The organism is Marinomonas sargassi (genome assembly GCF_025716875.1).
Taxonomy (GTDB): Bacteria; Pseudomonadota; Gammaproteobacteria; order Pseudomonadales; family Marinomonadaceae; genus Marinomonas; species Marinomonas sargassi.
On record NZ_JAOVZB010000004.1, the window covers coordinates 246,697 to 266,477 of the forward strand.

Annotated in this window: 15 protein-coding genes; 5 read left to right on the forward strand and 10 right to left on the reverse strand. The window is 40.9% G+C overall.

What is annotated here, in order from left to right:
• Positions 1–29: 29 nt before the first annotated feature.
• Together OFY17_RS10125 and OFY17_RS10130 are read right to left on the reverse strand one after the other, a co-directional pair.
• Entirely contained in the window at positions 30–1,262 is a 1,233-nt protein-coding gene (locus OFY17_RS10125) for an argininosuccinate synthase (RefSeq protein WP_263530614.1), read from the reverse strand.
• Positions 1,263–1,446: 184 nt separating this feature from the next.
• Positions 1,447–2,334: a flagellar protein MotY gene (locus OFY17_RS10130; RefSeq protein ID WP_263530615.1), complete on the reverse strand. Its 888-nt coding sequence runs from the start codon at positions 2,332–2,334 to the stop codon at positions 1,447–1,449.
• A gap of 94 nt (positions 2,335–2,428) precedes the next feature.
• Here OFY17_RS10130 and rnt point away from each other — a divergent pair, with 94 nt between their 5' ends.
• The 5 genes from rnt to OFY17_RS10155 all read left to right on the forward strand — a co-directional run bounded on the left by rnt (position 2,429) and on the right by OFY17_RS10155 (position 9,189).
• Positions 2,429–3,097 carry a ribonuclease T gene (gene rnt, locus OFY17_RS10135; protein ID WP_263530616.1) on the forward strand — a complete coding sequence of 223 codons (669 nt, stop codon included), beginning with the start codon at positions 2,429–2,431 and terminating at the stop codon, positions 3,095–3,097.
• A gap of 54 nt (positions 3,098–3,151) precedes the next feature.
• A complete protein-coding gene (locus OFY17_RS10140) occupies positions 3,152–3,550 on the forward strand; it encodes a YbaN family protein (protein ID WP_263530617.1) in 399 nt (132 codons plus the stop codon).
• Between the two features lie 69 nt (positions 3,551–3,619).
• Positions 3,620–6,424 carry a DUF748 domain-containing protein gene (locus tag OFY17_RS10145; RefSeq protein ID WP_263530618.1) on the forward strand — a complete coding sequence of 935 codons (2,805 nt, stop codon included), beginning with the start codon at positions 3,620–3,622 and terminating at the stop codon, positions 6,422–6,424.
• A gap of 123 nt (positions 6,425–6,547) precedes the next feature.
• Positions 6,548–6,820, forward strand: coding sequence for a YdcH family protein (locus OFY17_RS10150; RefSeq protein ID WP_263530619.1), 273 nt, complete (start codon positions 6,548–6,550; stop codon positions 6,818–6,820).
• A 218-nt stretch (positions 6,821–7,038) separates the two neighbouring features.
• Positions 7,039–9,189, forward strand: coding sequence for a TonB-dependent siderophore receptor (locus OFY17_RS10155; RefSeq protein ID WP_263530620.1), 2,151 nt, complete (start codon positions 7,039–7,041; stop codon positions 9,187–9,189).
• A gap of 97 nt (positions 9,190–9,286) precedes the next feature.
• On the opposite strand, the gene OFY17_RS10160 is transcribed toward OFY17_RS10155, so the two are convergent.
• The 8 genes from OFY17_RS10160 to OFY17_RS10195 all read right to left on the reverse strand — a co-directional run bounded on the left by OFY17_RS10160 (position 9,287) and on the right by OFY17_RS10195 (position 19,750).
• The gene (locus OFY17_RS10160) at positions 9,287–9,946 is read right to left on the reverse strand and encodes an NADPH-dependent FMN reductase (protein ID WP_263530621.1); all 660 of its coding nucleotides are present in this window, start codon (positions 9,944–9,946) and stop codon (positions 9,287–9,289) included.
• Between the two features lie 127 nt (positions 9,947–10,073).
• Entirely contained in the window at positions 10,074–10,955 is an 882-nt protein-coding gene (locus tag OFY17_RS10165) for an NAD(P)-dependent oxidoreductase (protein ID WP_263530622.1), read from the reverse strand.
• Positions 10,956–11,175: 220 nt separating this feature from the next.
• Complete coding sequence (locus OFY17_RS10170; protein WP_263530623.1) at positions 11,176–11,682, reverse strand: DUF2867 domain-containing protein; 507 nt, start codon at positions 11,680–11,682, stop codon at positions 11,176–11,178.
• A 44-nt stretch (positions 11,683–11,726) separates the two neighbouring features.
• Positions 11,727–13,217: an FAD-dependent oxidoreductase gene (locus OFY17_RS10175; RefSeq protein WP_263530624.1), complete on the reverse strand. Its 1,491-nt coding sequence runs from the start codon at positions 13,215–13,217 to the stop codon at positions 11,727–11,729.
• A 109-nt stretch (positions 13,218–13,326) separates the two neighbouring features.
• The gene (locus OFY17_RS10180; RefSeq protein ID WP_263530625.1) at positions 13,327–15,066 is read right to left on the reverse strand and encodes a YHYH protein; all 1,740 of its coding nucleotides are present in this window, start codon (positions 15,064–15,066) and stop codon (positions 13,327–13,329) included.
• Positions 15,067–15,321: 255 nt separating this feature from the next.
• Complete coding sequence (locus OFY17_RS10185) at positions 15,322–16,260, reverse strand: hypothetical protein (RefSeq protein WP_263530626.1); 939 nt, start codon at positions 16,258–16,260, stop codon at positions 15,322–15,324.
• Between the two features lie 176 nt (positions 16,261–16,436).
• A complete protein-coding gene (locus tag OFY17_RS10190) occupies positions 16,437–17,711 on the reverse strand; it encodes a hypothetical protein (RefSeq protein WP_263530627.1) in 1,275 nt (424 codons plus the stop codon).
• 164 nt (positions 17,712–17,875) lie between these two features.
• A complete protein-coding gene (locus OFY17_RS10195; RefSeq protein WP_263530628.1) occupies positions 17,876–19,750 on the reverse strand; it encodes a methyl-accepting chemotaxis protein in 1,875 nt (624 codons plus the stop codon).
• Between the last annotated feature and the right edge of the window lie 31 nt (positions 19,751–19,781).

The following is a 19,781-nucleotide window of genomic DNA, read 5'->3' on the forward strand; positions in this document are numbered from 1 at the left end:
AAGCGTACTGCTTTGCTCTAGCGATAAAACTATTTATCGTTATCTAAAAAGCCACGGCCTTTTTGAGCTGCAATACGCATGCGTAGAGCGTTTAGCTTGATGAAGCCTGCCGCATCTTTCTGATCGTATGCACCAGCATCATCTTCAAATGTAGCCACTGAGCTATCAAACAAGCTGTTTGGAGACTGACGACCAACCACACTAACGTTACCCTTGTACAATTTAAGACGTACAGTACCGTTAACGTGCTCTTGTGAAGTATCAATCAAAGCTTGCATCATGCGACGCTCTTCTGACCACCAGAAACCGTTGTAAATGATTTTTGCGTAACGCGGCATCATTTCATCTTTCAGGTGCATTGCTTCACGGTCTAAAGTGATGGACTCAATAGCGCGGTGAGCTCTCATCATGATAGTGCCGCCAGGTGTTTCATAACAACCACGTGCTTTCATACCAACAAAACGGTTTTCAACGATATCTACACGGCCAATACCGTTCTCGCCACCAATTTTATTTAGTGTTTCAAGCATAGTTGCTGGAGATAGCGCTTCACCATTCAAAGAAACTGGGTCGCCTTTTTCATAACCGATTTCGATGTAAGTCGCTTCATCTGGAGCTTCTTCTGGAGAGACTGACCAACGCCACATATCGGCTTCAGCTTCTGTCCAAGGATCTTCAAGTTGATCACCTTCATAAGAAATATGAAGCAAGTTAGCGTCCATTGAGTAAGGAGATTTCTTCTTCTTAGTTGAGAAATCAACAGGGATTTTATGCTCTTCACAGTAAGCCATTAAGGTTTCACGAGAAGTTAAATCCCACTCACGCCAAGGGGCGATCACTTTAACGCCTGGTTTTAATGCATAAGCGCCTAACTCGAAACGAACTTGGTCATTACCTTTACCCGTCGCACCATGAGAAATGGCATCTGCGCCCGTCTCGTTAGCGATTTCGATTAAGCGTTTAGCAATAAGAGGACGTGCAATAGAAGTACCCAATAGGTACTCACCTTCATAAATAGTATTGGCACGGAACATTGGGAATACGAAATCGCGAACAAACTCTTCACGCAAATCTTCAATGTAAATTTCTTTAATGCCTAACGCTTGAGCTTTAGCACGAGCTGGTTCTACCTCTTCACCCTGCCCTAAATCAGCAGTAAAGGTAACCACCTCACAATTGTACTCTTCTTGAAGCCACTTCACGATTACGGAAGTGTCCAGGCCGCCAGAGTAGGCAAGCACTACCTTCTTCACGTCAGACATTATTTCTATTCTCCTCAATAAGCTTGCACTTTAAAGACCAAATAAAAGCGGTATGCACAAGCAATTTAAAACGGGGGCTAAGTGTAAGATTTCGTCTCTTTCTTAGCAAGTAAAAAGCCCTATTCTACTCAGAAAATTGAGTAAATATAGGGCTTAATATTTCAGTATTGGAAGTGGGTTAGGCTTAACTCTCGTCTGACTTCTCTAAACGAATGGTTACACGACGGTTTCGTTCACGACCCGACGCGGAATTATTATTCGTTGCGGGATAACGTTCACCATGATAACGGGAAATGATTTTATCTACGGGCACGCCCTGCTCTAAAAGGTAGGCTGTTACTCTTTCTGCACGAACTTTTGATAATTCACGGTTTTCACGGCGTGAACCAATAAAGTCCGTATGTCCATCAATATAGATATATTCTACGCTAGGGTCCGCCGCAACATATAAGGCAACCAAGTCTAAACGGGCTTTAATTCGTTGCGTTAACTCCATGCCGTTAGTAGGGAAAAGAGCAGCTGTTCTTGCAATTTGGTCATAATTGACAGGCAATAAGGTGGCTAAACATTGACGAAACTCGTTGTATGCAGGCGCAAAGTTAATATTCGACAAACCCACTTCGACTGTTTCTCGCTCGTTCTCCCATGCGGTTCCAGCCACAACTGGGTGACGACCTCTGTCTAAGCTAGTCAACATTCTTTCTGCCACTTTACCACCCACTTCAACCGTTAAGCCGTAACCTGGGTAAGGTAGAATCTCTAAGGTTTCCGGCTTCACTCCCGGCGACCATTCTGGCGCTTGAGAAATAATATAGACTTGCCCAGGCCCGAGCTTTTCATTTCTCGGCTGTAAGACAAACTTCATTGGCTCGCCAGCTTCTTTAATGAAACGGCCTTCGCCATAGTTCGGCACAGGATGCGTCAAGCTACAGGAGAATATATCACCTGACAAAAACCATTCGGAATTCATAATTCCAGACTGGTAGTGAGAAAGCGCCCCTGCTTTTCCAAACGGTAAAACCGTTGTAAATAAAAGCAAGGTGCGAATTAAATATTGTTGGGAAGTTCCCATTTAGACGTCTCGTTCAAGCATTATCAATTGTGTTATGATCTAATCCTATTACATACCGTGATTGTTCATCAACGGCAGAATTAAGGACCTTCTTTTGGCAAACCACGAAATAAAAGAGCGATTCCGAGGGTTCCTACCGATTGTTATCGACGTAGAAACCGCAGGCTTTAATCAAAAAACAGATGCATTGTTAGAAATGGCAGCAAGTATAGTAAGAATGGACGATAATGGTGACTTTTACATTCACGAAACCATTGAGTTTTTGATCAAACCATTCGAAGGTGCAAACCTAGAAAAAGCAGCGTTAGAATTCACTGGCATAGACCCTTTTGCTCCTGACCGCGAGGATATGCCTGAATACGATGCACTCAAAGAAATGTTCTCAAAAGTACAAAAAGAGCTCAAATCTACAGGTTGTAAACGCGCTATTTTAGTGGGCCACAACGCCGCTTTTGATCATGGCTTTTTGAATGCTGCCATAGAAAGAAATGGTATTAAACGTAACCCTTTCCATCCATTCTCCAGTTTCGACACCGCCAGTTTAGCCGGCCTAGTTTTCGGTCAAACGGTTCTTGCGAAAGCCTGTGAAGCCGCTTCTATCCCATTCAGCAATTCAGAAGCGCACTCAGCAAAATACGATACAGAAAAAACTGCAGAGTTGTTTTGTGAAATGGTGAACCGCTGGAAACAGTTAGGTGGCTGGCCACTCATTTCCAATGAAGCAGAAGAAAGCATGGAGTCGATTTTTAATTCTGGTCAATAAGTTACCGTCACCTTAAATGACTAAAACATTAAGAACTAAACTGTAGGCATAAGTATGCAAGGAAAACGTATTTTATATCTGTTATTAGGGTGGTTTTCTCTGGTAAGCGGAATTATTGGTATTTTCCTTCCTCTTTTGCCCACTACACCTCTTGTGCTACTAGCAGCTTGGTGTTTCTCTCGCTCTTCGGAACGCTTCCATACTTGGCTATTAAACCATAAGTTTTTTGGCCCTATTGTAAGAGACTGGCAATCCTCAAACGGTATTCCAAGACGATCTCGTAATCGTGCGATTTTCTTTATGTGGGCTGGCATGCTCATTTCTATTTTAATGGTATCAAGGCTATGGGCGACAGTTGGTCTTGTGACGATAGGAGTCTGTGTCAATTTATACTTACTCAGGATGCCCCTTCGCTCAGAACCAGAAAAGATAGAGAATGAAGGCCAACAATGATCAATATTTTCATCTCAACACGACGTATTTCATTCACATTAATTCACAAAAACTAAAAGGCTAATACGGATGACTCGCCGACACTTTCGAATCTTTATTTTTTATCCTCTAGTCGCATTAACATTGCTCGTATTACTGGCGTGGGCTGTAACGCCTTTTATCGTTAAACACTACTTATCTGCCTACGTTGAGGAGCAAGGCCAAACCTTATCTTTAGAAAGCCTATCTATAGATTATTTTCCTCCAAGAGTAGAAATTGAGAATCTTGAAATAACGGATCAGAGCGAAAAAAACCTTTTGTTAGAACAGGCGGCCTTTGAAGTCAGCCTATGGCCTCTTACTTCTCGTACCATAAACATTGCGCAAGCAGATATTTCAGGGTTATTTATAAAAGTCGAACAAACTGAAAATGATTTAATTGTCGCAGGAATCAATACAGCGCAATTTACTTCTACAACACAAAATGAGCAATCGGAAATAGCCGAGAAAACCGAAGCAGTATATCCCAATAAACCTTCTCAACAGGTAAGTCCATCTGAGGAGACGGAAACGACAGAGCAACAAGAGCCTCTCGATTGGTCTATCAGCCTGCCCCTATTTACTTTTAACAACAGCCAACTGAGCCTTTCTAGGCAGGCCTCATCCTCTGCACCAATTTTGTTAGATGAAGTGACGCTAGAAAGCTTGATAGTAAAAGACTTAACCGCTTCTGCGACCAATATACAAGGCGATGTTGCTTTATCCGCACAATTGAATAACGCAAAGTTATCGGTGAGTAGCCAATTTGATTACTTTGTGAATAGCGCAAAGGCTACCCTGAACATTAATGGTATTCAGGTACCAATGGAAAGTTTAAGAAACTTCATTCCAGAGCCCTTTAACAATACAGAAGGGGAATTCAGTTTATCGGGTGGTTTGCAACTGCAGCTCGCCAACCTCAACGGCGAGCCTACTTTTCAAATAAACGAGCTGAACTTAAACCCCATTATTAGCAATTTAACTCTAAATTTAGATGACAGTACTCAGGTCACAACAAAATCCTTCTCTTTGGCTATTACACAATCTGAAATTACATTTGAATCGATCGATCAAATACTCGCCTCAGGTAAAATTGCCATAGAGTCTGCAGCCTCATCTTTCGCACTAAACAGCTCGCAAAATGGCATCACAGCAGGCTACAAAGAATTTAGCCTGTCTCAATCTTTTTCCATAAATAAATCAACAGATAAAATAACAGCAAACAGTTCTGATCTTGAGCTGAATCTAAATGGTATTTCAGCCGATCAAAGCTCTGGGGAAAGTGTCACTCTTGAATCCTTGTTTTTAACAATAAAAGCAATTGATGTCGAAATAGATGAACAAGAGTCTCCCATTCTTTCCCTTGATGAACTTAACCTATCCGCAAAAAACTTCGACAGTTTCTTAGCGGAAGACAAGCGAGCTCTGTCTTGGCGTGAAGCAAACATAGACAAGCTTTCCGTCTCTCAAACAATGGATAAATTCGACATCGATTTAGCACAACTTAACATTGCTGACATTGTTGCTTCAGAAAACAGCTTAACGTCCTTAGCTCCAATGGCAAAAATAGGTTTATTAACGGTTAAAGACATTCAGGCTTCTCAGCAAGGTGCCGAGATAGACAGCGTAATTGTAGATAATGTGAATACGTATGTCGTATTGAATCAAGATGGAGAGATAGCCAACCTTATTGTCGACCAATCGGAACAAGAAGAAAATTCAAACCCGCCAATACCTTCTGAGCCGCAAACTGATAACGACCTTAACAGTCAAAAAGACACTAACTCCGATAAACTAGATAACTCGACAAACAAAGTGTCTGACTCCAGTTCACCTTTTTACGTTATCTTAAATAACTACATTACAACTGGCGATTCAAGTTTGTCTCTGCAAGATAACAGCGTGTCACCTCAAATAGATATGGTGCTCGACGTCGAAACCTTATCACTACAAAACCTGAATACTCTCGATAAAGAGCAAGCCGCAGACTTCGTTTTTAAAGCTCGAAATGGCAAGTATGCCACCATCGCTAATGAAACTACTATATGGCCATTGGCAGATGAATTAACTATGCAAACAAAACTGCTCATAGAGGAGTTTGACCTACCGCCCTTCTCCCCGTACATTGCGGATACGTTGGGCTATCAGATAGATACAGGCCAACTTAACCTTGATCTCACCCTTAAATCTGACCAAGGTATTTTAGACGGTAATACTGATGTACTACTTCGCCGTTTCAATCTTGGTGGACAGCAAGAAAGCAGCACTGCAGTAAAAACGGGAGCCGTACCTCTTAATATAGCGATTGGCATACTAAAAGACAGTGACGATAACATTGAGTTGGATATTCCCCTTTCGGGTGACATTAATAATCCTGAGTTTGGCTGGAAAGGTTTTCTCGTACAGCCTTTACGTAAAGCCCTTTACAAAGCCTCTAGCTATTATCTAATGCAAACTTTCGTGCCTTACTCTAATGTCATCAGTATTGCGCAATTTGCAGGAGAACAATTACTCAAAGTACGAGTAGAGCCACTTGTTTTTGCTCCCATGCAAACCCAAGTAGATGACTCACAAACGGCTTTTCTACAAGAACTAGCACAATTAATGAAAGAAAAAGAGGATAGCCAATTACAGGCTTGTGGTGTCGCTACTCACCAAGACCTCGGCCTATCTGAGGTACCTGATGTGCTAACTGCAGATGAAAACAGCACGGCATTAAAGCTGGCACGGCAACGCTCAGAAAGCCTTAAAGAGTACTTAGTTAAGCAAGATATCGCATCATCTCGTATCTTGATTTGCTCACCAAAAGTCGAGCTATCGAAAAGCAGCCAACCCAGTGTTGAGTTAGATTTCTAGGAGGAGATAAAAATTTTCTGTAAAGAATAAGATACCTTGTTATAGATCAAAGCAAAACAGCCTAAATGGACTAGTCTGAACACATAGAATCTGAATAAATTGAAACTAAGAAAGGAGGCAATTATGCCAATTGAACACCATAGTTTGATTCACGAGTTTCCCGAATTCAAAGAAGATATTCATCACCTTAAAATGGTCGACAGCCATTTTAAAAAGCTACACGATGAATATCACCACTTAACCCGAGAAGTAGAGAAAAGAGAACAAGAAATCATCCCCTCTACCACCCTTGATGAAGAAAGATTAAAAAAGCGCCGACTACAACTGAAAGACACCATACATGGTTATATAAGAGCCTCCATACGTGCTTCTTCGAAAGCCGCTGCGAGCCAATAGCCAATAGCCAATAGCCAATAGCCAATAGCGCCAGCATGCTGAAATGTTGGCGTCTTCTCTCCCTTTTGAATTGTTAATCTCCTACTCTTTTCTTCGTATAACCCCAGCCTATACAGAAACACACAATTTTATATATAAAACAACCATAAAGATTTGATAACCATTATCAACTAGATTATTATCCCGTTTTTTTAGAACACACTATGGAAAAGTCTGTTATGCACTTAAAAAAACCCTTCATTATGATGCAAGCCTGCGGGGCATTATTTTTCTCCTCTCTCGCTTTTGCTGAAGCAACATCAGAGACAATTACGGCAGAAGAATACTCAGAGAACTGGGAAGAAAAAATCACCAACCCAGAAAGCCCAACAGAAGAAAGCGTTACTCTTCCGACCTTTGAAATCGAAGGCCGCGCTTTATCCCTTTACAAAGAAGACGAAGCAACCTTTGCTACTCGCACAACCACGCCAATTGATGAAACACCTCAGTCCCTTCAAGTCCTAACAAGTGAGTTAATTGAGGATCAGGCTGCAACCGAGGCTACTGACCTTTATCGCTCTATGTCGGGCGTTTCCTTCTTCAACTACAGTGCTGTCACCGTTCGCGGCTTTGAACAAGATGGCATCGTTTTATTTGATGGCATTAAAGGCAACCCATTCGGCTTATTTACTATCCAACAGCTTTTTAACATTGATGAAGTTCAAATACTTAAAGGACCATCTGGTGCAGTATATGGTGCAGGTGAAGCAGGTGGCGTGATTAACTATGTCACGAAAAAGCCGACTTATGAGCAAGAAAACAGTGTTGAATTTACTATTGGTAACAAAGACTTCCTAAGCGGCAGTGTTGAGTCCTCTGGTGCCGCGAATGAAGACGGGTCACAACGTTATCGCGTTGGTCTTTACTCAAGCGGCGGAGATTCTTACCGAAACAATGTCGAAGAAGAGAACCTAGTGATTGACCTTGGTTATGCTTGGGACCTAAATGATGACAGCACTTTAACTTTACAATACACCCACTCAGACCAAAAAGATCAACGCTTACGTGGTGTGCCAATCGACACTGACGGTAACTTCTTAACAGACACCTCTTGGAACAGTAATGAGCCAGATGATGCTCAAGAATTTAGAACAGATATTTTTCAAGCAAGTTTAGAAACATCAATAAATAATTGGTTGGATAACAAGTCTTCTCTTCGCTATTTCGAAAGCAAAGAAACAATCACTTATCACCAAACTCAAACTGTGACTTATTCAGATGATGGCGATGATTCAAATGACGAAGTGAGCCGCCGTTACTTCGATCAAACACGTATTTATAAAGGGTTGGATTTATCATCTTACTTTGTCGCGAGTCTAGATAATCACACCATAGTAACTGGTGCTGACTACCACTTTGCCAGCGAAGATGAACTTTTTTACCGTATAGATAGCGGCATTGACTCTCTAAGCCTAACTAACCCTGTTTATGACGCTGATATAAGTTCATACGACTTAGCAAGCAATCTAAACAGAGATAGAGTGACTGAGTTAAATCAAGTTGGTGCCTATATTCAAGATCAATGGCAAGCCACTGAGAAATTTAGTGTATTAGCGGGCATACGCTTAGATTATGTAGAAGAGGATGTCGATAACCAAGATGGATCAGCAGATGCTAAATACGATGATACAGGTTACTCCACTCGTTTAGGCGCGACTTATGCTCTTAGCCATCAGTTCAAACCTTATGCCTCTTTCTCTACAAGCTTAACACCACAAGAGGCAGCAGACCAAAAATCTAAAGATGGCAGCTTGTTTGACCCAGAAGAGAACCAACAATTCGAAATTGGGGTTCGATCTTATCTACTAAACAACCGTGTAAATGTTAATCTAGCGCTATACCATATCGTTAAAAACAATATTTTGGCTGAAGATCCAGATGATGACGACTACAACGTATCCATCGGTGAGATCCGCAGTCAAGGCTTTGAAGTAGACGTACTTGCCGATATTACCTCGCGTTGGGTAGCAAATATTAACTATGCATATAATGACTTGGAAGTTAAAGACACAGATGCTGATACACGAGCACTATCTAACTCTCCTTACCATCAACTAGGTCTTTGGACTCGATACGAATTTCCAAGTATCACCTCTTCCATTGCCTTTGGTGCAGATTATGTTAGTGAACAAAGTGACCGAGATGAAAATATCATTCAGCCTTTTACTGTTTATGACCTGTCATGGCAAACACTTTGGCAAGATTGGAAGTTCCAAGCAAATATCAAAAACCTATTTGACAAAGAGTATGCGATCAGTGGTTTTAACTCTAAATATGCCAATATCGGTGAACGCCGTCGTATTTACTTGAAAGCGTCTTACGACTTCTAACAGTAGCTTTCGGTAACAAAATAAAAAGCGGATATCTATTTAGATATCCGCTTTTTTGTTTTTAAACAGCAGCTTTAAAGCCAACTCTAGAGTAAAACTAAGGAGCGTTTCTTTGGGAAGGGTTTGAAACTAAAACTTTAGTAACTTCAAAGGGATCTACAGCGTCTTTATGCTGTTTTGTTGCCTCTGCCCACCACACCAGCTGATGAAAAGTACGGCTGAAGTAATCAAACCAAGAGCTTTGCTCTTCCCCTTCTTGCACCTTACCGTTTTCATCAAAGACCTCTTGGGCTTTAGGTACATGAATCATAGCGGATACAGACAAACAGCCTAATTCAGCCAAGAAAGTTCGCATACCAACCGCAGCACGCATACCGCCCCACTGACCTGCCGAGTAAGTAACGATAGCACTCGGCTTGTATGAAAAGAGCGAGCTACCAAAATGATTCAGCAGGTTTGCCAACGCTGGACTCATGGAATGGTTATATTCAGGGCTAACCATCACAAAGGCATCCGCTTGGGAAATCTTTTCAGCAAGCTCATTTAGTTGGCTAGGCGCTCTATCCTTCGCGTAGGCAAAGTGCGGCTTGAAGATTGGTTCTAAAGGGTAATCTAGAGGGTCCACCAGCTCTATCTCATGCCCAGAGAAGCGTTCTTCTAAGCAAGCTATACAAGCTCTGGTGACGCGTAAACCAAGACGAGCAGGTCTTGGCGGCGTACTGTCACGAACTGTCCCTAAAAAGACCAAAATCTTCATATACCAAAGCTCCTCTTATACTCCAAAACGATAGCTTGCATGATACCCATTTTCCATGGGCAAAAAAAATCGCAGACCTTAAAAAGGACTGCGATTTTTAAAATACTGTATGTATTTAGTTATTTAATTACTTGTTTAGAGTTTTGAAGTAATCAAAAATAACTGGTACATCGTTTTGGCCTAGACCAGCATCAACTGCTGCTTGTAAGCTCTTAGAAGTACCTTGAGCGATCAAAGACTCAGTACCTAGCTCTTCACATAGAGCAAGGAAGTAACCGAGGTCTTTGTTTGCGTTAGCAACAGAGAAACCTAGTTTTTCTTCGCCGTCTACAGCGTAGAATTTACAGAACTGCATGAATGGAGAGTTAGAAGGACCAGCAGACATGATGTCAAATAATTGCTGACCATCAACACCTGCGCGCTCTGCAACAGCAAATGCCTGAGACATAGTTGCTACTGTAGTCATACCCATGAAGTTGTTTACAAGCTTAGTTACGTGACCCGCACCAAGAGCACCAAGGTAGAAAACGTTTTCGCCTTGCTCTTCAAGAACTGGCTTAACTTTCGCGAATGTTGCTTCATCACCAGCAGCCATGATGTTCAATAGACCATCTTTTGCGTGAGCAGGTGTACGACCTAGAGGAGCGTCAATCATGCCTGCACCTTTAGCAGCAAGATCAGCACCAATTTTCTTAGTAGAAGCAGGAATAGAAGTACCGAAGTCAATCAAAGTTTTGCCTTCAGACATACCAGCTAAGATACCTTCTTCGCCGTAAACCACTGCTTCAACAACGTTTGAAGTAGTAAGACAAAGCATTACGATGTCACTTTTTTCTGCTAGTTCTTTACCTGAAGCAGCTTCAGAAGCGTTACCACGAGCAAGTACAGCAGCAACAGCGTCTTTGTTAAGATCCATTACGTTTACTTGAAAACCACGAGTCTGAAGGTTTTCAACCATGTTGCCGCCCATAAGGCCAAGCCCGATAAAACCGATAACTGGTTTCGTCATGTCTAACTCCTAATTGTATTATTGTATGTTGGATTTTTTCGTGTAGGGGAATATACACTTTTTTTTGCTCGGACACACACCGAATCGTACAAAAAACAAGCAAAAGGCTGTTTTTTTTTCGTTTTTCAATGGTAGGGAGAAAAAGTATCCTAAGTGGCGCTACTCTTTCATAAACATAGGGGTGACACAATTAGACCTATGGCTAACAAAGACAAATCATTTAAGCGTAACGTTTAGAGAGTTTATTCAACATCAGCGGAACAATGACTTTATGTACTGGTGTAATGATAAACATATACACTTTGCCAAAACGGTTATTCACATGCACTAGGCTAGATGTGTATACCTTAGACTTTCCCTCTACCCTTTCAATAAAAATAGAGACTTTAACACTCAAGTGCTTATCCCTATCTTCTAATACCACCTCGTCATGGGAGTTAGATATCAGATGAAAAATTCCGACCCTGTCCCCTATTTTATAGTCTTGGACTTGCTTACTCACATCAAGGTCACCAATCTGACCTAGATCCTTCAAACCTAACTTTGAAACCACCTTGTTACGTATCGACATCAAGCCAGTAAACCATGCAGGCATGGTATTGGCAGTCTGCAAGAAAAGCGCTAACGCAGATTCATCTGTTATTGCCATTTCACGACTGTAACAATCCCAAAAGTAGGCTTGCTTGCTTTCTTCTTTGAGCTCTGATTTTGCAGGAATATTAGTCATCCTTAGTCCTAACCTCTTCTATCCATTTATTGAAGGGAGAAAGATTAATCACTCTCTCGGTTTCGGCAGCGCCCTCTCGGCTCGTTGCCTTCAAATAAAACCAGATCAGAATGCAGAAACTCTGCAGCCTCTGCCGAATCTTTTACCTTCACGGCACTTCGAGCCAACATTTCTGCTTCAAACTCATTTAACACACTTTCTCGTACCCCCGACTCTTGCCAAGGTGAAAACGGCAAACAGTTCTTGGTTATGGTTCTCGCAAGAGATAAAGCGTCGAGTAAGGCCTGATTAGCTCCCTGTCCTTTGAATGGGCTCATGGGATGCGCTGCATCACCTATCAAGGTAATGCGTTCTTCTTTCTGTAGAAGTTCTTCCGTTAACAAAGCTCTATCGTATACCGGATAGCCTGACACCTTATTTGCAGAGGTTGCCGAAAGGATTTGTGGTATGGGTGCGTGCCATTGGGTTCTTCGACAAGCTTCTGCTTTTAATGCCTCAACACCTAGACCACTTAATGCTTTCGCCTCTTCTTCCGGCATAGGGAAGCTCAGTTGCCACATTACTGAATCGGCATCGTAAGGCATGATGTAGATACGCTCAGTGCCGTTTGCCGTTTGGAAGACTGTTGCTGAATCCAGTAGGTCTTTTTTCTCTTGATCTATAAGTTCACAGGTTTCTTCAATATCTTTTAATGGGCATATGCCCAAAATGACGATACAACCTAAATAACGTAATGGGGAGGCTTCCTCACCTATGAGAAAACGACGTACCGTACTACGGATGCCATCTGCTCCAACGAGAATATCAGCTGTGGCTTTCTTGGTACTGCCGTTCACATTAAATTCTAATTCGACTTTCGAACCAGTAGTAGATATATCTACTAACTGGTGACCCCATTGTACCTTGTCATAACCTAACTCATTTAATAAGGCATGACGCAGAGACTGGCGAGCAATATGTATGTTGGTACGCTTTGGTGCTGCCTTATTACCCGAGTGTAGCCATTTTCTCATGCCCCACTCGCCGACCACTTTTCCTTCAGGTGTATGAACAAGGTGCCTTGTGGACACTACGCCTTCAGGCAGTGCAAAGACACCAAAACCTTCGATAGCCTTACTGGCTTGCTGCAGAGTCAAGCCATAGCCTTGGGAACGTGCTTCAAAGTTCGAATCTCTTTCGTACAGGCTAAAAGGAACACCTCGATGAAGACAAGCCACAGCTAAAGCAACGCCACCAATACCGCCACCAACAATGGCAATATGAGGATATTCATCAGTTTTAACTTCTGTAGGATGAGTAGCGGGAAGTAAACCTGAACCAGAACAGTGGAGGCAAAGCTCCATATGTTTTTGAGGGCGAGCAGGAGGCTCACCCAACTGATCAGACTGTTCAAAGGCTTCTAATGCTTTTAAATAGGCTAAGCGGACTTTTTTACGGATTCGTCGTCCTTTTTTACCCTGCCCATAGCACTTTGGACAAGCTGACCAGTGAGACGCTTCGGTTAGTGAATCTTTTCCTGCTTTTTGATGTTCCACTGCTTTGCTATGCCTTAGAGATAGATATGGTATATGTCAATTTTACATTGATTGACAGTGCAAAACAGAGTTTATAAAAAGAATATAATAAAGAGAGTAAATATGACATTTAGCAGTCAACGGGGCACATATTGCTGTTTTCAGTTGCATCACAAAGGCCATCGCCACAATACTTGCGACCACTTCCCTTCTTTTCTCTTTTTTCTATCGAACTTGTGGGTTTATTTGTATTGATTTTATGGCTAGCCTGACTATTTAGCGTATAAGTTTCCACTTTCTCTGAACCGTCTGTATCTACATAAGTAAATTGATAGTTGCCTTCTTCATCCCACGAATAATTCACATAATAGGTTTTGCCTTTAAGGGAATATTCTAAAGAAAATGCGCTGTCTGATAATTGCGTAAAGCCCGTTATTTCAGCACCTTTTAATGGTCTATAGTCACCCGTACGCACAGGTTTTGATCTTGGTTGCGGTTCAATTTGATCTTCGGGCGCGTTATCAAAAGAATCGACAGCAACAACACCTCGAATACCAGCCACAAGGTAAGGAGGGTAATCGACAGCATGATACTGATAGGTGCCTTCTTCATTGAACCTACCTAGATACTCATCTAGCTCTTTATCTGTTTGAGCGTAGAGAGGAAAACCATCCAACACATAAGCAATTGGATTACCTTTACCAACAACCGCTTCTAAATGCTCAGGGGCGAGATGATAGTGATAGTCATCACCTCGACCACTGTGGCCTCCCCACTGATCGAGCTCGCCAATATCAGCGGAATATTCACCTCTATTGTTATAAGCATTAAAGATAGGTACACCATTTACAGCAATCGCAATGGCTCCTCGATGAAAGTGATCTTTTGTCATCAATGGCTCATCGGCTAACTCTGGCTTAAGTGGCACTTTCCAACTATTACTGCCTTTGTAATTTTGAGGTGTAGGGACTTGCTGCTGCCAATTGGTAATGCCTGTCATCATGTTATGGGACGGCAAACCATTAGACTCTATTGATAGGTAATTCCCCTCCTCACTGGTTTTCACATTAGTAAAGTGACGAAAAGCCGATGAAAGCTTATTGCTAGTACCTACACCTGTTTGACTGTGAGTTTCGGTGTGAGTGTGAACTTCTGAGTGAGAGTGAGAACTGACATGACCAGAAGGAACTCCAACGGTTAAGCGACATAATAAGGTATTGTCTTTTTCTAAGTCCTCTCCCCAAATAAACTTGGCTTGGCTATTCCACTTGATCTGATTGTAGCCTCCTTTTGGGCTTACCGAATATTTGCTGTGTTCTGTAGCATGGGACCAAGCACTGTCATCAAATTGAGCGCTTTGCCAATCCATGGGTTCTGGCTGCTTAGTAAATTGGCAAGCTCCCTGTCCTGCAACAGGGTTCGACTCGTCAACGCAATCACTGTTTAAAGGTGCTTTATGAATCACAGTACAATGCATGCCCTCATTAGATACAGCGACCACTTCATTGGTATCTAAGTTCGTTACCTGCATGATAAAACCACCGTCGCCCATTTGCTGTCGGCGGGAGCCTATGTATTCAAGGCCAGTATCGTTTTCAATAAAGTCTTTTAAAACAAAGCCTAATAGAAAAGATTCTCCCGCTTCAAACTCCACTGTCTCTGCATTAAAAGACCGCTCTGTTCGAATTGAAACGGAGTCTTCCACTAGAAACTCGCCATTCAAATAGGCTGAAAACCAATTATCCGACCACACATCCATTTTATAGCGATGTACCTCAGCCGCATTCGACTGAATACTAAATAAGCTCATTATCATTGTAGAAAGCAGAACCAGAAATTTACTACTGTATGCACTTGCCCTGAATGTCATATTTTTCACCTTTTATCTCGTCATAGGGTGATTTAGAGAACTTACACTTTAGCCCTCTTTCTGTAGTTTAAAGAGAAGCTTTACATAAATTTAACTTTATTATGCTCTCCCTTTTCTATGGAGCCATTTTCATAACACCACAATTAAATAAAAATCATAATGGCTAAAAAATCATTTTCTAAATATAAAAGGCCGCTGTAAGCGGCCTTTTATAAGTAAAAATAGAACTGAAAACTAGCTATTTCATTAGCTCAATTAGTTTTCACTAGTTACCCACTCATTATTTACATTAATCACTTCACAAGATATTTCGTCAGTGATTTCAGGGTATTCCTTAAGTAAGTTTTCATGGCATTTTGAAAGAGCCGTATCAATGGCCAATTTAGCGCTGCTCTTATTTGTTGAATAAGCTAAATGTAGGGTGTTTTTCCCTTGAACTAGGGCTTTATGGTATGGCTTGCGATAATAGCTTTCAAACATCTTACGGGCATTCAAATTCTTTATGACCTTGTTTGCTCGTTTAACATCTGCTTTATATTTACTACTTTTAGTTATATCAGATTTGATATTAGCCCACTCATTATCAATAATGGCTATTTCACATGCATCAGCAGCCGTCATTTCTGGGTGAGCTTCTAATAGCCCATCGTAACACTTATCCAAAGCTAATTTAGCTGCCATATTCTTGTCACTTTGACTAGCGACATAAGCCGTTGTTCTGTCTACTTTTGAATGAGCGAAAGCTTTATGCCCCGATTCATAGTAATAGCTTTCATATTTCTCTAACCCAAAGTCACTGCCAAGGGCAATCTTAGCTTTTTCTAAAAAGCGAATGAATTTCGCTTTTTCTGTACCATCAATAACCCATTCATTGTTTATGTTTAAAACCTCACATGAGTCCTTTAATGTGAGCTTATCAACATATTTTAAGACACCTGTATTACAGCGCGCCAATGCGTCTTCGATGGCATAAATTTCATTTGTCTTATAGGATGCGTAAGCCCTTAAGCTACCATTTTTAGACTGTGCAAATGCTTTATGTTGAGGATATTCATAATACTTTTCATAAAATTGAACAGCCTTTTCACTTCTTAGAAGGTGCTCTCCTTGCTGCAAAGATTCCAGATAAACCGGGTCTTTTGCGCAACCAGCTAGAACCACTAAAACAGCTAACATTCCTATAAATTTATACATATTTCCCTCTATTGGTTTATTTTTATTAATTTAAATCAATGAAGTACACTAACATTTGTAATTATGAAGCAAAACCTATTTAACTTTCACTTAGCTATGGTATTAAAATGGAAAAGGCCGCTGTAAGCGGCCTTTAAAGTGATTGAAATTTGCTTTCTGTCTAAGGTTCCCTCTGACTACTTGTCCTCTGTTACCCATTCACCATCTATATTAATAACTTCGCAAGATATTTCATCGGTGATTTCAGCGTACTTCTTCAACAAATTTTTATGGCAAGTTCCCATCGCAATTTCTTTAGCAGCTTCCACACTGGTTTTGTTAGTCGAATAGGCTACACCAGCGTGAACTTTAGACTGTACAAATACTTTATGGTTAGGTTTATGGTAATACTTTTCAAATAATGGAATGGCCCGATTACTTTTCAGTACTTTTTTAGCTTTTTCTAAGGCCGTTGCATAGTCGCTAGGCTTCGTAGTATTGGAGTCTTTGCCTATCAATTGGTCGTCAACATCAACCACCCAGTTATCTGGGTCAATTACCCATCGGTTGTCAATATTGATAATTGCACAGCGAATATCATCAGTAATACGAGGAAACTCTTCTAGTAGCTCAGCATTACACTTTTTTAAAGCTAATATCGCTGTTGAATATTTTTTACTTCCATTAGTAACATAAGCTTTTGCTTTACCTGCTTTAGAATATGCAAACGCTTTATGGCCTGTTTCGTAATAGTATTCTTCAAACTCTTGGAGCCCAGAACCACTTCCAATAAGAGTTTTTGCACTTTCTAAGAAACTAACATATTTCGCTTCTTCCTTACCTTCGGTAACCCACTCATTGTTTATATTTAAAACTTTACACGAGTTCCTAAAGGTAAGTTTATCAACCTTCTTCAAGACCCCCTTATTACAATCTTCTAAAGCCAGCTTAACTGTCACATTTTTCTTATCTTCATTAGCAACGTAAGCTGTTGCTTTACCTACTTTGGAATATGCGAAAGCTTTATAACCATCTTCATAATAGTATTTTTCAAATTCCTCTAGCCCAAAGTCACTTCCAATGAGAACTTTTGCATGTTCTAAGAAGCGAAAAAGTTTCGCTTTTTCATGATCATCTAACACCCACTCATTGTTTATATTTAAAACTTTACATGAGTTCTCTAGGGTAAGTTTATCAACCTTTTTCAAAACCCCCTCATTACAACGCGCTAAAGCATCTTCAATGGCATAAATTTCTTTTGTTTTGTAGGAACTATAAGCATAATATCTAGCAATATACGAACCCACAAGAGCTTTATGTTGTGGGTATTCATAATATTCCTCATAAAATTCAACCGTTTTTTCACTTCTTAAAAGGTGCTCCCCCTGCTTCAAAGACTCAAGGTAAACTGGGTCTTTCGCACAACCCGTTAGAGCAATTACAGCAGCCAACACTCCTATAAATTTATACATATTTCCCTCTATCGGTTTATTTTTATTGTTTAATAATTAATGAAAACAATAACATGTATAAATATGAAGAAAAAGATTTTAGCCTTCACTTCTCACTAATAGTATTACAATTTAAATAGCAGCTCTTAGCGAAAAGAGACTGCCATTTAAAAAACAAGTCGTGTTTAAAACTTGAAGAAAGAAAGGTCGCTTTTTTGCTTCTCTGCCAATTCAGATAACTCAGCAGATGCCTGCAAGGTTTCTTCAACGCTCGCCACATTTTGTTGAACAAGGTCATGGGTGCGGGTGGTAATCTCAGAGATCTCTTCCGTGACCTTAAATTGTTCTTGAGACAAGGTAGACACAACCGTATTAATGTCTGAAATAGAAGCCACCGCTTTGGTGATATTTTCAAATGCGACATTAACACTTGCTGACAATGATACAGACTCTTCTATCAACTCAACATTATGTTGCATGTTATCTTGCGCACGTTCTGACTGCTGCTGCAACTGCTCAATGATCTCTTGAATACTTACTGTAGACTCTTGTGTTTTTGAAGCCAGCCCCCTTACCTCATCGGCCACAACAGCAAAGCCACGTCCATGCTCACCTGCACGAGCCGCTTCAATCGCCGCATTCAAGGCCAACAAATTCGTTTGTTCAGAAATAGAGTTAATCACTTCGATGACACTACCTATTTCCATAGCAAATTTACGTAGCTCATTCACAATGTCTGAGCTTTCGCTTACAGATTGATTAATACGCGTCGTTAAACTCATATTTTTTTCAAGCTTCACTTTGCCATCATTTACACTTTGCGTTGCCGCTTTAGCTTCGCTTTCCGCCACTTGAGCCTTGCCACTCACTTCTTGTGAGGTGGAAGAGAGCTCTGTAATTGCTGTTGCCACTTGTTCCATTTGCGCTTGTTCATTTAAGGCATTTGATTTGCTCTCATTCATGATCGCATTTAACTCAGTAGAAGCCGCTGATACGCTTTCCGAGATGCCATGAGTACTATGAATCAAACTGGACAGTTGATTAGATAAGCGAATAAGAGAAAGATATATTCCGGAATCTTTATTGGACACTTTTAGGTTTTGAGAGAACTCTCCCTGCGCCATTTTTTCCATTAAATCGGCAATATCATCTGGCGCTCCACCAACGGGCTTAAGCACCAATTTATCGACAACCACAGCTAACACTCCCATAGCAATAAGGAGAGACAGCAAGCCAACAATGATAGACGTCGTTAACTGACGGTTAACACTCTGCTCAATACTCGAATCACGAATAAAAGACACCAGCTTCCAACCAGTACTTTCAATAGGTGTCCAAAATGCAGTGAACTCTATTTCCTCTCCCGCAACAACAGCACTGTAATGCTGCTCAGGGTTTTGCTCACTAAAAGACTTATAACCCGGTCGCACATCAAAGATATTTTTCCCTCGCATTTCTGGATAGGGAGGAATCAAGATCACTTCGTCAGCAGAATATAAGAAAAGGTCTTTTCTCTTTGCTAAGTCCCCTAGTAATGAATCCACAAAAACCGAAGTCGCTACAGCATATTTGTCACTAATTCGATAAGTCAGGGCAACAATTTCTTTATTGGATATTTTTGAAATAAAAGGAGCAGATATGTAAAACTCTTTACGGTCATCAAACATAGCTTTAAAGAAGTGGTAATCTCGTACATTAAGCGACAGTTTCTTACCTGATACATCATAAAGCTGCCCTTCATTGCCCACTATATAAGAGCCGTCAATAAATCGAGATTGTGATCTAAACAGCATTTCAAGCTGAGTCACTAGGTTATCAGATAACCCTTGCTCTGAAACGTCAGAAGAGTCCATCTTAACTGCTGACATAATACTTCTATAGGCACTAATTTTTTCTGTTAATTCGGCCTCAATAGTCGTGTTTTTTTCTGCCAAAATGGCTTTATTCAGGGAGACACTTTCCTCTTTGAATGCCACAAAACCTATTGATATTAAAACCACTATAATCACTGCAATGATTACACCTAACGTCGCCGATATCTGTAGCTTAAACTTGTTCACGAATACCTTATTCCTTTTCCAAATATTATGT

What these genes read in the sequence shown, in the direction of transcription:
- OFY17_RS10125 (WP_263530614.1), bottom strand. Translation starts at nt 1,262, where the DNA reads ATGTCTGACGTGAAGAAGGTAGTGCTTGCCTACTCTGGCGGCCTGGAC.
- OFY17_RS10130 (WP_263530615.1), bottom strand. Translation starts at nt 2,334, where the DNA reads ATGGGAACTTCCCAACAATATTTAATTCGCACCTTGCTTTTATTTACA.
- OFY17_RS10140 (WP_263530617.1), top strand. Translation starts at nt 3,152, where the DNA reads ATGCAAGGAAAACGTATTTTATATCTGTTATTAGGGTGGTTTTCTCTG.
- OFY17_RS10145 (WP_263530618.1), top strand. Translation starts at nt 3,620, where the DNA reads ATGACTCGCCGACACTTTCGAATCTTTATTTTTTATCCTCTAGTCGCA.
- OFY17_RS10150 (WP_263530619.1), top strand. Translation starts at nt 6,548, where the DNA reads ATGCCAATTGAACACCATAGTTTGATTCACGAGTTTCCCGAATTCAAA.
- OFY17_RS10155 (WP_263530620.1), top strand. Translation starts at nt 7,039, where the DNA reads ATGCACTTAAAAAAACCCTTCATTATGATGCAAGCCTGCGGGGCATTA.
- OFY17_RS10160 (WP_263530621.1), bottom strand. Translation starts at nt 9,946, where the DNA reads ATGAAGATTTTGGTCTTTTTAGGGACAGTTCGTGACAGTACGCCGCCA.
- OFY17_RS10165 (WP_263530622.1), bottom strand. Translation starts at nt 10,955, where the DNA reads ATGACGAAACCAGTTATCGGTTTTATCGGGCTTGGCCTTATGGGCGGC.
- OFY17_RS10170 (WP_263530623.1), bottom strand. Translation starts at nt 11,682, where the DNA reads ATGACTAATATTCCTGCAAAATCAGAGCTCAAAGAAGAAAGCAAGCAA.
- OFY17_RS10180 (WP_263530625.1), bottom strand. Translation starts at nt 15,066, where the DNA reads ATGACATTCAGGGCAAGTGCATACAGTAGTAAATTTCTGGTTCTGCTT.
- OFY17_RS10185 (WP_263530626.1), bottom strand. Translation starts at nt 16,260, where the DNA reads ATGTATAAATTTATAGGAATGTTAGCTGTTTTAGTGGTTCTAGCTGGT.
- OFY17_RS10190 (WP_263530627.1), bottom strand. Translation starts at nt 17,711, where the DNA reads ATGTATAAATTTATAGGAGTGTTGGCTGCTGTAATTGCTCTAACGGGT.